This is a genomic window from Curtobacterium sp. LFS084 (genome assembly GCF_047977705.1).
Classification (GTDB): Bacteria; Actinomycetota; Actinomycetes; order Actinomycetales; family Microbacteriaceae; genus Curtobacterium.
The window spans coordinates 17,409-31,986 of the sequence record NZ_JBFPFM010000038.1 but is presented as its reverse complement, the minus strand read 5'-3'; the positions used below and the strand labels follow the sequence as shown (position 1 = coordinate 31,986).

12 protein-coding genes are annotated in these 14,578 nt (G+C 72.4%); 4 read left to right on the top strand and 8 right to left on the bottom strand.

Annotated elements, in window-relative coordinates:
* Window positions 1–257: 257 nt before the first annotated feature.
* The 3 genes from ACNQOV_RS15505 (at window position 258) to purE (ending at window position 3,353) form a co-directional block, all read left to right on the top strand.
* Complete coding sequence (locus tag ACNQOV_RS15505) at window positions 258–1,622, top strand: glycoside hydrolase family 6 protein (protein ID WP_416395620.1); 1,365 nt, start codon at window positions 258–260, stop codon at window positions 1,620–1,622.
* A gap of 96 nt (window positions 1,623–1,718) precedes the next feature.
* Window positions 1,719–2,831, top strand: a complete 1,113-nt coding sequence (locus tag ACNQOV_RS15500) for a hypothetical protein (RefSeq protein ID WP_416395618.1) — start codon at window positions 1,719–1,721, stop codon at window positions 2,829–2,831.
* Between the two features lie 9 nt (window positions 2,832–2,840).
* Window positions 2,841–3,353: a 5-(carboxyamino)imidazole ribonucleotide mutase gene (purE, locus tag ACNQOV_RS15495; protein ID WP_022906187.1), complete on the top strand. Its 513-nt coding sequence runs from the start codon at window positions 2,841–2,843 to the stop codon at window positions 3,351–3,353.
* Window positions 3,354–3,393: 40 nt separating this feature from the next.
* Here purE and ACNQOV_RS15490 read toward each other — a convergent pair whose 3' ends face one another.
* Both ACNQOV_RS15490 and ACNQOV_RS15485 read right to left on the bottom strand, forming a co-directional pair.
* Entirely contained in the window at window positions 3,394–4,536 is a 1,143-nt protein-coding gene (locus tag ACNQOV_RS15490) for a glycosyltransferase family 4 protein (protein WP_416395615.1), read from the bottom strand.
* Between the two features lie 57 nt (window positions 4,537–4,593).
* Window positions 4,594–5,649, bottom strand: coding sequence for a lysylphosphatidylglycerol synthase transmembrane domain-containing protein (locus tag ACNQOV_RS15485; protein ID WP_416395613.1), 1,056 nt, complete (start codon window positions 5,647–5,649; stop codon window positions 4,594–4,596).
* A 29-nt stretch (window positions 5,650–5,678) separates the two neighbouring features.
* Here ACNQOV_RS15485 and ACNQOV_RS15480 point away from each other — a divergent pair, with 29 nt between their 5' ends.
* Window positions 5,679–6,857, top strand: coding sequence for a glycosyltransferase family 4 protein (locus ACNQOV_RS15480; RefSeq protein ID WP_402268199.1), 1,179 nt, complete (start codon window positions 5,679–5,681; stop codon window positions 6,855–6,857).
* 65 nt (window positions 6,858–6,922) lie between these two features.
* On the opposite strand, the gene ACNQOV_RS15475 is transcribed toward ACNQOV_RS15480, so the two are convergent.
* Genes ACNQOV_RS15475 through ACNQOV_RS15450 form a run of 6 tightly spaced genes read right to left on the bottom strand, consistent with a single transcriptional unit; the run spans window position 6,923 to window position 14,521 of the window.
* Window positions 6,923–9,052 carry an acyltransferase family protein gene (locus ACNQOV_RS15475; protein WP_416395611.1) on the bottom strand — a complete coding sequence of 710 codons (2,130 nt, stop codon included), beginning with the start codon at window positions 9,050–9,052 and terminating at the stop codon, window positions 6,923–6,925.
* Between the two features lie 59 nt (window positions 9,053–9,111).
* Complete coding sequence (locus tag ACNQOV_RS15470; protein ID WP_416395609.1) at window positions 9,112–10,161, bottom strand: NAD-dependent epimerase/dehydratase family protein; 1,050 nt, start codon at window positions 10,159–10,161, stop codon at window positions 9,112–9,114.
* Entirely contained in the window at window positions 10,158–11,009 is an 852-nt protein-coding gene (rfbD, locus tag ACNQOV_RS15465; protein ID WP_402268190.1) for a dTDP-4-dehydrorhamnose reductase, read from the bottom strand. The genes ACNQOV_RS15470 and rfbD overlap by 4 nt, the downstream gene beginning before the upstream one ends.
* A 14-nt stretch (window positions 11,010–11,023) precedes the next feature.
* Entirely contained in the window at window positions 11,024–12,010 is a 987-nt protein-coding gene (gene rfbB / locus ACNQOV_RS15460; protein ID WP_416395607.1) for a dTDP-glucose 4,6-dehydratase, read from the bottom strand.
* Complete coding sequence (locus ACNQOV_RS15455; protein WP_416395605.1) at window positions 12,007–13,590, bottom strand: DUF2142 domain-containing protein; 1,584 nt, start codon at window positions 13,588–13,590, stop codon at window positions 12,007–12,009. Before ACNQOV_RS15455 ends, rfbB begins: the two co-directional genes overlap by 4 nt.
* On the bottom strand, window positions 13,580–14,521 hold the full coding sequence (locus ACNQOV_RS15450) for a glycosyltransferase family 2 protein (RefSeq protein WP_416395603.1): 942 nt from the start codon (window positions 14,519–14,521) through the stop codon (window positions 13,580–13,582). The genes ACNQOV_RS15455 and ACNQOV_RS15450 overlap by 11 nt, the downstream gene beginning before the upstream one ends.
* Window positions 14,522–14,578: the final 57 nt, after the last annotated feature.

The following is a 14,578-nucleotide window of genomic DNA, read 5'->3' as shown; positions in this document are numbered from 1 at the left end:
CCCCTGACCAGCACCACCCCACCCGCACCACTCGAGGCACCACAACCCGGCCCTGTCCCAGGGCTCTTCGGCGCGCCCGGAACCGGTGCCGCACCGCGCCTCCCGTCGGTCGTCCGGTCGGGCCTGACGTCCGCACGCACGGTCCGCAGAAGAGCGGACACCCCATCGGGTGGCACCCGATCTGGCGTGTGTACCCGCGCTCCGGCGCGTGCTCCCATGGACTCGTCAGGGGTCGTCGAGTCTGCAGGGAGTCCGTCATGCGCCGCGCCGGTGTGTTCGCCACCACAGGAGCGGTGGGCGCGTTCGTCGCGCTCGCCGCGGGGACGCTGACGCCCACCGCCGCCGACGCGGCCACGAGTGCCGCGTCGATCCGCGCGGCGAGCGCGACGTCCCTGTACGCCGCGGGGCCGTACCGCTCCGACACGAGCGAGGCGGCGAAGCAGGCGGCTGCCCTGGCGACGAGCGACCCGCGCGGCGCGGCGGCGGCGCGGACCATCGCCGGGTACCCCGTCGCCATCTGGCTCGGCGACTGGACCCGCGGCGCGACGCTGACGAAGACCATCGACGCGGCGATCGCGGGGGCCGAGCGGACGGGCACCACCGCGGTCTTCGTCACCTACGCCATCCCGCAGCGCGACTGCGGCGGGTACTCCGCCGGTGGCTTCGACGAGGCCACGTACGACGCCTGGGTGGACCAGATCGTGGCCCGTGTCGCCGGGCACCGGGCCGCCGTGATCGTCGAACCGGACTCCCTGGCGATGCTCAGCAACAGCGCGTGCAGTGACACGCTCGACGCCCAGCGCTACCGCATCCTCGCGCGGGAGGTCGCCGCGTTCACGGCCGCGGGTGTGCCCGCCTACCTCGACGCCGGGAACTCGAACTGGGTCCCGCCGGCGGTGATGGCGTCACGGCTCGAGAGCGCCGGTGTGCGGCGCGCCCGGGGCTTCTTCACGAACGTCGCGAACTACTACCCGACGGCGCAGGAGCAGGCGTACGCCGAGCGCGTGTCGGCGCTCACGGGTGGGTCCCACTACGTCATCGACACGTCACGGAACGGCCAGGGCTGGCGCGGCACGTGGTGCAACGGGCCGGGCTCCGGACTCGGGACGTCGCCGCGGGTCGTCTCCGACGGCTCGGCCCTCGACGCACTGCTCTGGGTGAAGACCCCGGGCGCGAGCGACGGCACGTGCAACGGTGGTCCGGTGGCCGGGACGTGGTGGTCGCCCTTCGCCGAGGCGCTCGTCGCGAACGCGCGGACCGGGACGACGGTCGTCGCAGCCGCGCCCGCCCGGACGGCCCCGGCCGTCGCGCCGACCGCGCACCGGGAGTCCGTGTCGTCCGGGTCGAAGCGCCGCGTCACGGTGTCGGGGTGGACGTTCGACCGCGACGACCTGACGAAGCCCGTCACCGTGCGGGTGACCGTCGGCGGCAAGGTCGTCGGGACGGCGACGGCGAACGTGTCGCGGCCCGACGTCGACCGGGTGCACCGGGTCGGCCGGAACCACGGGTTCCGGACGACGGTGCCGGTGTCGAGCGGGAAGCGCAGCGTGTGCCTCACGGCGGTCGGCATCGGCCGTGGCGGCGACACGTCGATGGGGTGCGTGACCCTGTCCGTGCGCTGAGGAACGCGACCCTGCGCCGGTCCGTGCCCGTCCGTCCGTGCGTGGACGTGCCCCCGGCGTGCGTCGACGCCCGCCGTCGTGCGGGAGGATGGCCGCATGCCGCGTGATCTCGTCCGTCGTGCCGTCCGCCGACTCCGTCGCACCCTGACCGGCGGCCAGCCGGTCGCCCCGACGGCATCGACGCGGCCGCCGGTCCTCGGGTACGTCGTGGCCGGCGGTGGTGGCGCGCACCCCGCCTCGGCGCACGTCCGGGTCGTCCGCCGCACCGAGCACCTCGCGCGCTCCGGTGCCGCCGAGGTCCGTCAGGTCGACCCCGCCGCGTTCCTCGACGGCACCGACACGACCGACTACCGGGCCGTCCTCGTCCAGCGGGACATCCTGCGCCGCGAGGACGTGGCGCCGTTCCTGGCCGCCGCCGCGGCGCGGGGGATCCGGGTCGCCGCCGAGGTCGACGACGACTTCTTCACCGACTCCGGCCGCGATCGTCTGGCCCGGGCCGAGTACGACCCGGACCGACTGGCCTCGATCGACGCCCTCGTCCGCGGCGCCGACCTCGTCGTCGTCAGCACCGAGGAGCTCGCGGCGCTCGTCCGGCCGCTCGCACACCGCGTGGTGGTCGTCCGGAACGCCCTGGACCCGACGCTCTGGACCCCGGGGGAGCCCGTCGCCGACGACGACCGCCCCGCCGACGAGCACCGGGTGCTCTACATGGGGACGCTCACGCACGGCGCCGACCTCGCACTGCTCCAGGGCGTCTTCACCGACCTGACGGCCGCCGACGGCATCCCGATCCGGCTCGAGGTCATCGGGGTGACCGAGGACGCCGACGAGCCCGACTGGTACCGCCGCGTCGAGGTGCCGGACGGGCACTACCCGGCGTTCGCCCGGTGGCTCGTCGACCACCGGCAGCGGTGGCGGGCCGGGGTCGCACCACTGCGTGACGAGGAGTTCAACCGCGCGAAGAGCGACCTCAAGGCGATCGAGTACACCGCGCTCGGGCTCCCGGCCGTCGTGTCCGACCGCCCGTCCTACCGCGACGCCCGCGGACACGGCGTCGCCGCCGTGCCCGACGACGTCGACGCCTGGCGCGCGGCCCTGCGGAGCGCCGTCGCCGCTGGCACCGCCGATCCCGTGGCCGCCCGCTGGGTGCGTGACGAGCGGACGATCGGCCACGACGGCGACACCTGGCGGTCCGCCCTGCTCGACTAGGCTCGTGGCGTGACCGACACCGCAGCCCCCGTCCAGCCGCTCGTCTCGATCATCATGGGGTCGGACTCCGACTGGCCGACGATGCGCGCCGCGGCGGACCTGCTGACCGAGCTGGGGATCCCGTTCGAGGCCGATGTCGTGTCGGCGCACCGCACGCCCGACAAGATGACCCGGTTCGCCCGCGGCGCCGCCGCACGCGGCATCCGGGTCGTCATCGCCGGGGCCGGTGGCGCGGCGCACCTGCCGGGGATGGTCGCCTCGATGACGACCCTGCCGGTGATCGGCGTCCCGGTGCAGTTGGCGCGCCTCGACGGGCTCGACTCGCTGCTGTCGATCGTGCAGATGCCCGCCGGCATCCCGGTGGCGACGATGGCGATCAACGGTGCGGCGAACGCCGGGCTCCTCGCCGCGCGGATCATCGGCTCGTCCGACCCGGCCGTCGCGGCGCGTCTGGGCGAGTACGCCGACGGGCTCGAGCAGCTCGTCGAGGAGAAGGCCCAGCGCCTGCGCGACTCGCTGTAGTCCGAGCCGACGGGCGACCCGTTGCAGGACGGGCGACCCGCTACAGGTCGGCGTGCAGCTGCCAGGTCTCGGCAGCCGAGTCCTTCCAGTCGTACATGCGGGCACGGTCCGGTCCCGCGACGGCCAGCTGCCCGGCGAGCAGCGGGTCGTTGACCACCTGGTAGACGGCCTGCGCCAGCCGTTCCGGGTAGGACTCTCGGGGATCGCGGGCCACCGTGACACCGGCGTCCGACGCGACCTCGCGCACGGCGTCGTCGTCCGAGTGGACGACGGGCGTCCCGAAGCTCATCGCCTCGATCACGGGGAGCCCGAAGCCCTCGGCCAGGCTCGGGAACACGAACACCGTCGCGCGGTCGTACGCCACGGCGAGGTCCTGGTCGTCGATCCGGCCGAGCACCTTCACGCGTTCGCGGGAGAGCCCTGCGCGTTCCGCGGTGCCGTACACGTCGACGTCGCCCCAGCCGTCCGGCCCGGCGATCACGAGCGGGACGTCCGCGGGGGCGTCCGGGTGCGCCATCGCCTCGATGAGGTACCGCAGGCCCTTCCGGGGCTCGAGCGTGCCGACCGCGAGCACGTAGCGCTCCGGCAGGCCGAGCCGCTCGGCACGGAGGTCCGCGTCGACCGGGGTCCGCAGTCGCCCGCTCGGGGCGCCGCCGATCACCCGGAGGCGTTCGTCGAAGCGGTGGATGCCGTTCAGGGCGCTCGCGACCGCGTGCGTCGGGACGACGACGGCGTCGGCGTGCTTCCACGCGCGCTTCACCATCGCGCGGTGGAAGTGGACGCCGCGGGGCGTGAGGGTCTCGGGGTGCGTCCACGGCACGGTGTCGTGCACGGTGACGACCGTCTGTCGGCCGGGGTCGCTGAAGCGGTCGTGCTTGACGAGCGGCGCGAGCACGCTCGGCGAGTGCACCATGCCGCGTCCGACGTTCCCGACGAGTCCGCCCTGCCAGGCGACCGAGAGCTCGCGACGGGGGAGCGCCAGGCGGTCGAGGTCACCGAGTCCGGGGAGCAGCATCCGGATGTGCGCGAGCTCGTCCTTGCCGACGGCGGACACGATGCCGGCGACGTCGCAGCCGTCCGGTGCGTTCTCGATGAGGTGCCGCGTGAGCTCTTCCGCGTACCGACCGATGCCGCCGGGGACGGGGGCGACGATCTGGTCCACGACGACGTGGAGTGTTGTCATGGGGTGCGCCTCCTCGTGGTGCTGTGGTGCGCACTGCGCGGTCGGAAAGCGACCATATCAGTCTGCGCGGGGAGGAACCGGGGCGCTCGATCGGGGTGTGGCGAGGGCGCTGCGTCGGCGGTGCCGGGCGGCGAGCGCGGCCCCGACACCGGCGAGCACGACGTCGCCGATGGTCATGAACACCCGGCTGATGACGGCCAGCGCGAAGGGTGCGGACCCGCCCGCCACGCTCCCGAGCAGCAGCACGAGGATGCCCTCGCGTGGGCCGAGGCCAGCGGGTGCGATGACCACGACGAAGCCGACGAGCCACGCGACCGCGTACGCGCCGACGGCCACCGGGAACAGGGTCGGCGAGTCGGCGCCGAAGGCCCGGAGCACGACGGTTGCCTGCACGCCGTAGGCCACCCACATGACGAGCGACCACACGAGCGACATCACCGTGCCGGACCAGGTCAGGGTGGTGTCCTGCGTCGGGCGACGCAGGATCCGGAACGCGAGGGCGATGAGCCGGCCGAGGACGGGCGGGGTGAGGCACACCAGGCCGACGACGATCACCGGGATGAGCCACCAGAACGTCTGGAACCCGGTCGACGACGACAACAGCACGGCGACGATCCCGACGATCGCGGCCGTGACCATGCTGACGAGCATCGAGGCGAGGGCGGCGACCGCGCTGCCGGTGCGCTGCAGGCCGTGCGCCCGACCGAGCTCGGCCTGGGCCGCGATCGACCACACGCCACCGGGGATGTACTTGCCGAGCTGCCCGACGAAGAAGATCGACGACGCCGCGGCCACCCGGACCCGGTACCCGCTCGCGGCCATCATCGCGCGCCAGGACAGCATGTTCGCGACCAGGGCGACGATCGTGAAGACGACGCCGACGGTGACCGTCGTCGCGTCGAGGCGGGCGAAGTCGTGGACGATCTTGTCCCACTGCTTCGCGATGCTCCAGACGAGGAACGCGACGGCCACGACGGCGGCCACCCACTTCACCGCGGTCAGCACGCGAGCGCGTCGACCGGCCGTCGGCACCGCGCCCGTGGCGACGTCGGAGGAGGTGTCGAGCGGGTCGGGTGACCCTGCGGCCGAACCCGTAGGCTGTTGTGCGTCCATCGACCGACAACTCTAAGGGAGCGCGCTGGATGCGACCCGATCCGGATCTCCGTCCGACCCTCCTCGTCGCCGCGTCGACCTTCCCGGCCGAGGCCGGCGACGGGACGCCCGGCTTCGTGCTCGACCTCGCGACGGCCCTGTCCGACGAGTACCGCGTGGTCGTCGTCGCGCCGATGACCCGTGGCGCCGCCGCCGAGCAGCGCATCGGTGACGTCGAGGTGCGTCGGTACGCGTACTTCCCGTCCCGGTGGCGCGACCTCGCCGACGGTGCGATCGTCGACAACCTCCGGGCGAAGAAGTCCCGCTGGCTGCAGGTCCCGTTCTTCTTCGTCGCGATGGCCGCCGCGCTCCGCCGCGAACGCCGCCGCTCCCGGCCCGACGTCGCGCTGCTGCACTGGATCATCCCGCAGGGCGCCGTCGGCCAGCTCGTGCTCGGTGACCTGCCGCGCGTCGTGACCACGCTGGGCGGCGACCTGTACGCCCTGCGCAACCCGCTCCTCCAGGCCGTCAAGCGCTCCGTGATCCGCAGCGCCGCCTCGGTGACCTGCATGAGCACCGACATGGCGCGGGAGCTCGGCAAGCTCGGTGCCCGCGCCGACCAGGTGCACGTCGTCCCCATGGGCGTCGACCTCGAGCCGATCACCCGTGCGGTCGCCCGCGAGACCCGCGTGCCCGGCCGGGTGCTCTTCGTCGGCCGACTCGTCGAGAAGAAGGGCGCGATCGTCCTGCTCGACGCGCTCGACCGGACGGCCGAGCAGCCGACGGAGGTCGCGGTCGTCGGCGACGGCCCGCTCCGTCCCCAGCTCGAGGCCCGTGCCGGATCCGCCGTCACGTTCCTCGGTGCCCGCGGCAAAGAGGACCTCGCATCCGAGTACGCCCGGGCACAGATCGCGCTCTACCCGTCCGTCCCCGCGGCGAACGGTGACCGCGACGGGCTGCCCGTCGCGCTCCTCGAAGCGATGTCCGCCGGGTGCGCGATCGTCGCGTCGGCCGTGCCCGGCATCGTCGACGTCATCGAGGACGGCGTGAACGGCCTGCTCGTCGAGCCGGGTGACCCCGCGGCGCTCGCTGCGGCGGTGGATCGCCTGCTCGCCGACCCGGAGCTCGCCGAGCGACTCGGCCGTGCCGCGGCCGAGACCGCGGCAGCCCACACCGTGGACGCTGTCGGCGACCGGTACCGCGAACTGCTGGCGGCCGCGCGCCGCTGACGCGCGTGCCTGCGGGTCAGGAGGCGCGGTGCGGGCTGGCACCGCGCCTCCTGGACCGCGTCAGGTCACCGCGAGAACGACGCGAGCTCCTGCTTGAGCTGCTGGTCGATGTACGGCTCGAGCGACTTCGCCCACGTCCCCGTGATGTGGCTCGTGTCGCGGTAGACGAGCACACCGCCGATGACGGCCGGGCAGGTGGTGTCCGTGCAGTAGTACTTCGTCAGGTCGACGACACCGCCCGTGCCGCCCGCCGCGGTGAACTCCGCCATCGCCTCGGCCGACGAGTCCGTCTGGGCGAGCGCCACCGACCGCGGGTTGTCGCACGAGCCGTCCGTGGGTCCGGTCATCCGGCTCACGCACGCCACCACGTCGCGTCGGGGGACCGGGTTGTCGCGCACCGCGATCACGGGGAGTTCGTCACCCGCGGCCCGCTGCCAGGCGTCGAGCAGGCCGGCGCGCGTCGCGTCGTCGCGCTGCGCACCCTCGGGGGCGTCGACCGGCATCTGGGTCGTCGAGTGCGCGACCACCAGGGCATCGGCATCGCGGTGCTCCGCGACGAACGCGATCGCCTGCTGCTTCCATCGGTCGCAGCCGCGGCCCGATGCGGGGCTCAGGGCCTGCTGGTGCGCGGTCGTCAGGTAGCACCCGCCGATGCCGGCGAGGTCGATGCGCCACCCGTTCCGCTCGGCGATGTCCCGGTACGCGCCGAGCAGGGTGTTGCTGTGCGAGTCGCCGATGACGAGCAGGTGCTTCGAGTACCCCGACGCCTTGCCGAGCACGCACGGGTCGAACCGGCCGCTCCAGCACTTGCGGAAGTTGGGGTCCGGCTCGTCGGGCGAGGGGTTCGGGTCGTCCTCCTTCGCGGCGGACGGAGCGGGCACGCGGACGTCGGCGAGGCGCGGGTCCACACAGGGCTTCGCGGCGCTGATCTCCGCCGCCGCACCGAAGCACGGCGCGTCGCCGTCCTCGAGCTGCCTCGTGAAGGTCGCCGCCTGCACCTCCTGCACGTGCACCGCGGTCAGCGTCGACACACCGAGCGCGGCCACGACGACCGTGCACACGACGCCGAGGACCGCCACACGACGCGGGCGTAGCGACCGGACCCACCCGGAGAACCGGAGCGGCTCCTCGAACCAGACGGTCGTGACGGCCGCGAGGACGAGGGAGAGCGCGAGGACCGCGACCTTGCTCTTCCAGCCGAGCGGGTGGTCGAGCCAGATCGGCACGATGACGACGAGCGGCCAGTGCCACAGGTACAGCGAGTACGAGATGCGGCCGACGAAGGCGATCGGGCGGACCGCGCCGAGCGTCTCGAGGAGCGTGCCCGCACCGAAGGTCACCACGAGCGCCGCACCGACGACCGGCAGGGCCGCGGCGATGCCGGGGAACGGCGTCGCCGGGGTGATCACCACGAGGGCGGCGAGGAGTGCGAGGGCGCCGAGGACCGCGGCGACCGACCGGACACGCCGGGCCACGGCCGTGCGCGGCGTCGGTAGCACGACGGTCGCGGCGAGCCCACCGAGGGCGAACTCCCACGCACGCGTGGCGGTCGAGAAGTACGCGACGCCCGGGTTGGTGGCCGTCTGGACGATGCACCAGACCAGCGAGGCCGCCACGACCGTGCCGAGCAGGACGCGTGCCGTCGTGACGGGGGAGACCCGCTTCCGGACGACGAGGGCGAGCAGGAGCAGCAGCAGCGGCAGCGCGATGTAGAACTGCTCCTCGACCGAGAGCGACCAGAAGTGCTGGAAGGGCGAGGCCTGGTTGTCGGCGTCGAGGTAGTCGACCGAGCTCGCCGCGAGTTCCCAGTTCTGGGCGTAGACCGTCGAGGCGATCAACTCGCGACCGTACTGCGACCACAGTGCGCTCGGGACGACCAGCAGCACCGCGGCGCCGGTCGCGAGGATCGTCAGGAACGCACCGGGCAGCAGGCGCTTCGCCCGGCGGGACCAGAACTGCCCGAGCCGGATCCGACCGGTGGAGCGCTGCTCGCGCAGGAGGTGGCCGGTGATCAGGTAGCCGGAGATGACGAAGAAGACGTCGACGCCGACGAACCCGCCGTGCAGCCGGTTCGGCCAGAGGTGGTAGACGACGACGGCGAGGACGGCGAAGGCACGGAGCCCCTGGATGTCCCAGCGCGTGGTGTCCCGGGCACGGTGTGCGGGACCGCGGAGATCCTCGGTTGCAGTGCTCACTGACGGCATCCTACGAGTTCCCGTGGGATCCTCGGAATCCGACGCGGCTTCTCGAACGCTCAGGCCCGGGCCGCGCGGAGGGCGTCGACCGTGTTGCGGACGCCCTGGCCGAAGTCGGTGAACTCCCGCGCGTCGACGCTCGGCAGGACACGCGAGGCGAACCGGAGGTCGAGCCCCTGGAACGTCGCCGACGGGTCGGCACCGTGCCGGACGTCGAGGGGCTCGCCGAAGGCATCCTCGACCGCGGCGACGACCTCGGAGATCGTGGCGCTGCGACCGGAGGCGAAGATCTTCGTGACGGTGGTGCCGGCGGTGCCGCTCGCGCCGCCGGTGCCGCTTGCGCCGCCGTTGTCGCGCGCGCCGTGGGTGTCGCCAGTGGTCGCGTCGTCGGTGCCGCGCGCGCCGTCGGTGCCGTCGGTGGCTGCGTGGTCGGGCGTCTCGACCGCGTCCATCGCGTCGAGCACCATCGCGGCGGCGTCGTCGATGTAGAGGTAGTCGCGCGTCGTCTCCGTCGGGACGTAGATCGACGACGGTCGGCCGTCGAGGTGCGCGAGCGCGAGCTGGGACACCAGCCCCTGCGCCTTGCCGAGGTTCGCCCCCGGCCCGTACAGGTTCGAGAAGCGTCCGACCACCAGCCGCGCCCCCGTCGACGCGGCCCAGGTCCGGAACCGTTCCTCTGCCGCGAGCTTCGCCCGGCCGTACGGTGCGAGCGGGGCCGTCTCGGAGTCCTCGTCGAACGGTGCCGGCGACGAACCGGCGTAGACCGCCCCGGCCGAGGACGCGAAGAAGAGCGTCCCGGGAGCGGCGTCGTCGCCCTCGACGGTCTCGAGGACCCGGGCGATGAGCTGCTGCTCGGCCTCGAAGACCTCGGCACCCGTCGCGACCACACCCGTCCCGGCGCACCAGACGACCCGCCACCCGGCGTCCCGGGTGCGGACACCGCGGATCGCCTCGACGAGCGCCTCGACCGCGGCGTCCTGGTCGTCCCAGGGGACCGACGCCGCACGGACGTCCGCCCCCGGCGTGGCAGCGGCGGCACGACGGACCGCGCGGCCGAGGAACCCGCCGGAACCGACGACGAGCGTCGCGGGGGTCGACGAGACCGTCACGCTGTGAAGACCCCGGCGGCGGTCGCAGCGTGCAGCGCCTCGCGCCAGTCGCGCATCGGTGCCAGGCCCGCACGCGACCAGCCGTCGTGGCCGAGCACGCTGTAGGCCGGACGCGGCGCGGGCCGGACGAACGCGGCGCTGTCGGTCGGCAGGACCCGCTCCGGGTCGAGCCCGTTCTCGGCGAAGATCGCCTTCGTGAAGTCGTACCAGGAGCCCTGGCCCGAGTTCGTGCCGTGGTAGATCCCGGCCGGGGCGTCGGTGTCGACGAGCTCGACGATGCGTCGGGCGAGGTCACCGGTCCACGTCGGCTGCCCGACCTGGTCGGTCACGACGGACACCGTGTCGTGCGTCTGGGCGAGCCGGAGCATCGTCGCGGCGAAGTTCGGCCCGTGGGCACCGTAGATCCACGCGGTCCGCACGACGTACGACGAGTCCGGGGCGATCCGGAGCACGTGCGCCTCGCCCTCGGCCTTGGTGCGGCCGTAGGCGTTCAGCGGGTCGGTCGGGGCGTCCTCGGCGTAGGGCGCGGTGCCGTTGCCGTCGAAGACGTAGTCGGTCGAGACCGTCACGAGCTTCGCGCCGTGCCGGACGGCCGCCTCGGCGAGGAGCGCCGGCCCCGTGGCGTTCACCGCGCGGGCGTCGGACTCGTGCGTCTCGGCGTCGTCGACCTTGGTGTACGCCGCCGAGTTGATGACGACGTCGTGGCCGGCGACGGCGGCGTCGACCGCGTCGGGGTCCGTGATGTCGAGGTCGGCGCGGCCGAGCGCGGTGACGTCACGACCCTGCAGCGCGAGCTGCAGGTCGCGACCGAGCATGCCAGCGGCGCCGGTGATGAGGGTGCGGGTCATCGTGACGTCCGGGCTCAGGCGAGCGCCGCGCGCTCCTTGAGGGGCTCCCACCAGGCGCGGTTGTCGCGGTACCACTGCACGACGTCGGCGAGGCCCTGCTCGAACGGCACCTGCGGCTCGTAGCCGAGCTCGGCCTGGATCTTCGAGATGTCGACCGAGTAGCGGAGGTCGTGGCCGAGGCGGTCGGCGACGCGGTCCACGTACGACCAGTCCTTGCCGGTGGCGTCGAGCAGCAGCTGGGTGAGCTCCTTGTTCGTGAGCTCGGTGCCGCCACCGATGTTGTAGATCTCGCCCGCGCGGCCCTTGGTGAGCACGAGGGCGATGCCACGGGTGTGGTCGTCGACGTGCAGCCAGTCGCGGATGTTGTTGCCCTCGCCGTAGAGCGGGACGTGCTTGTCGTCGATGAGGTTCGTGACGAACAGCGGGATGACCTTCTCGGGGAAGTGGTACGGCCCGTAGTTGTTCGAGCAGCGCGTGATCGAGAGGTTCAGCCCGTGCGTGCGGTGGTAGCTCCGCGCGAGCAGGTCACTGCCGGCCTTCGAGGCGGAGTACGGCGAGTTCGGCTCGAGCGGACGCTCCTCGTCCCACGAGCCCTCACTGATGGAGCCGTAGACCTCGTCGGTGGAGACGTGCACGAAGCGCTCGGTGCCGTGCCGGAGCGCGGCGTCGAGCAGGCGCTGGGTGCCCACGACGTTGGTCTCGACGAAGATGCCGGAGTCGCGGACCGAGCGGTCGACGTGGGACTCGGCTGCGAAGTGCACGATGGCGTCGATGCCGGGGACGACCTCGTCGAGCTTCGCGGCGTCGCGGATGTCGCCCTGCACGAAGGTGTAGCGCGGCGAGTCGGCGACCGGCGCGAGGTTGTCGAGGTTGCCCGAGTAGGTCAGGGCGTCGTAGACGACGACCTCGGCGCCCTCGAGTCCGGGGTACGCGTCCTGCAGGGTGCGACGGACGAAGTTCGAGCCGATGAAGCCGGCTCCGCCGGTGACGAGGATCTTCACGAGGTCAGGTTCCTTTTCGGAGTCGGTGACGGTGGATCGATGGACGAGTGTAGCGGGGCGGACCCGGACGCCGTGGTCCGCCGGGCCTCGACGAGCGCCCAGACGGCGGCGGCCACGGCCAGCAGCAGGACCACGGCGAAGCCGTAGCGGCCGGCCGAGGTGAGGTTGACGAGTCGGCCGAGCCCGGCGACGGTGACCTGCAGGTGCGTGTTCTCGTAGAAGCCGCGGTAGGCGACCGTCAGCCCGTAGAGCCCCACGATCGGGAACGTCCAGGTCAGGATGCGAGCGAGACGGGCCCGCTCCGGAGCGCTCGTGACGAGGTTCCGCCACGCCACCGCGCTCACCACGACGAGCGGCACCAGCCCGATGAACAGGTAGCGTCCCTGCGCTCCGGCGATGAGCTGCGTGTCGTCGTACGAGGCGAAGTTGTTCTGCAGCTGGATCACCAGGGTGATCGCGGGCAGCACGAGCATCACGATCGCGGTGGTCCGGTTCGCGGTGCGTCGGAACGCCCAGCCTACGATCACGGCCAGGGCGACGACGGTGAGCGAGTCGGTCAGGATCTGGCTCATCGGGTAGCGCAGCGCGCCGAACTGGCCCCAGAACGACGAGGTGAGGCGGTCCCACTCGACGTTCATGAACTCGCCGAAGTTCGCGCTCGTCTCACGACCCCACGGCTTGTCCTGCCGGACGGCGCTGACACCGTCGGGCTGCAGCGTGCCGAACAGGACGAGGTTTCGGATCCACCACCAGGACCCCAGCGCGGCGACGATCGCCCCCGCGACGGCGGTCCGGCCGATGCGTGCACCCCAGGACAGCGTGCCGTGGCCCGCGACCAGCAGGGCGACGGCGACGAAGGGCACCGTCGGCAGGCCGGTGCCCTTGACCGAGCAGACCGCCGCGACGGCGACACCGAGCCAGACGGCGATCCGCCACCGGTGGTCGCCCGTGAGCGCCCGGGCGGCGAGCCACGAGATCACGGCACCGAGCAGGATGACCGGTGCGTCGTTCGTGACGGAGGACCCGATCTGCGCCAGCTGCGGGACGGCGAACAGCGCGAGGGCGCCGACGACCGCGGTCCGGGGCGAGCGGGTGACGCGCCGCACGGTGGCCCAGGTGAGGGCGGGCAGGGGGAGCAGCAGCACGACGTCCATGAGGCGCAGGGCCATCACGCCGACGTCCCACCGCAGGTGGAAGAACCCGATGCCCTTGAGCACGAGCGCGCCGACGCCGTAGTAGGTCGGCGGGTGCTGCGTCATCTGGTTGACGAAGTCGTGGTTGCCCGGGTTCTCGGCGGTGAGCTGGGCGATCGTGTCGCGGTTCGCGGCGGCGACCGTGGTCGACTGCCCCTGTTCGACGTACGTCGTCGCGAGCAGGTCCATGTCGCCGGGTGCGGGCCACCCCTTGCCCAGGGCGAGCTGTTCTGCGGCGTCGAAGTGCGCCGCCTCGTCCGGGGCCGCGAACATCGGCGTCAAGAAGGCCCAGAGCGTGAGCAGCAGCGCGAACGCCGCGGTCAGCGCGACGACGGTGCGTCGTTCCCCCCGGGACACCGGCAGTGCGGCGGTGCCCTCAGTCGCCATAGCGCTGCAGCTTCTGCAGGTCGAGCTGTTCCTCGGCCAGCGTGCGGTTGAGCCTCGTGAGGTCGGCGACGACGCCGATCACGACGCTGAGGACCGCGGTGATGAGCAGGACCACCCCGAGGATGATCGACTGCAGGTGGTTGCCGCCGGTCTGCATCGCGAGGAGCACGAGGTAGCGAACGAGCGGCCAGAGGCCGAGCGCGCCGAGGATCGCCGCGACCCAGAGGAACAGTGCCATCGGGCGGTACATCAGGTACACGCGGGCGATCGCGGACCCGGACTGGAACATGTGCTGCCAGATGTTCTTGAACAGGCGGGACTCGCGGGTCTTCGGGTTCGTCGTGATCGGGATCGACGCGATCGCGAGGCGCTTGTACCCGGCCTGCACGATCGTCTCCATGCAGTAGCTGAAGCGGGTGACGATGTTGAGGCGGATGAGCGAGTACTTCGAGTACGCGCGGAACCCGCTCGCGGCGTCCGGCAGGTCGAGCCCGGCGGCGCGGGAGGCCACCCACGAACCGAAGCGCTGCATGAGCTTCTTGAACCCCGAGAAGTGCTCGATGGTCCGGGTCTGCCGGTCGCCGATCACGATCTCGGCCTCCTTGCGGAGGATCGGCTGGACCAGCTCCGCGATGTGTGCCTGCGGGTACTGGTTGTCGCCGTCGGTGTTCACGACGATGTCGGCACCGTGGAGCAGCGCGTAGTCGACGCCGTCACGGAACGACCGGGCGAGGCCCATGTTCGTGGTGTGGTGCACGAAGTGCCGTACGCCGTGTTCCTTGGCGACCTCGACCGTGCGATCGGTGCTGCCGTCGTTGATGACCAGGATCTCGATCTCGTCGATGCCGTCGATCTGCTTCGGGATCGAGTCGATGACGCTGGCGAGGGTGTTCTCCTCGTTGAGGCAGGGGATCTGGACGAATAGCTTCACGGGCTCGCTGGGTCTCTTTTCGGGAGTCGGCAGTGCGCAGAACCATGACAGCCTATG

Coding starts and splice junctions, on each gene's coding strand:
- ACNQOV_RS15505 (WP_416395620.1), top strand. CDS start 258: ATGCGCCGCGCCGGTGTGTTCGCCACCACAGGAGCGGTGGGCGCGTTC.
- ACNQOV_RS15500 (WP_416395618.1), top strand. CDS start 1,719: ATGCCGCGTGATCTCGTCCGTCGTGCCGTCCGCCGACTCCGTCGCACC.
- ACNQOV_RS15490 (WP_416395615.1), bottom strand. CDS start 4,536: ATGACAACACTCCACGTCGTCGTGGACCAGATCGTCGCCCCCGTCCCC.
- ACNQOV_RS15485 (WP_416395613.1), bottom strand. CDS start 5,649: ATGGACGCACAACAGCCTACGGGTTCGGCCGCAGGGTCACCCGACCCG.
- ACNQOV_RS15480 (WP_402268199.1), top strand. CDS start 5,679: ATGCGACCCGATCCGGATCTCCGTCCGACCCTCCTCGTCGCCGCGTCG.
- rfbD (WP_402268190.1), bottom strand. CDS start 11,009: ATGACCCGCACCCTCATCACCGGCGCCGCTGGCATGCTCGGTCGCGAC.
- ACNQOV_RS15455 (WP_416395605.1), bottom strand. CDS start 13,590: ATGGCGACTGAGGGCACCGCCGCACTGCCGGTGTCCCGGGGGGAACGA.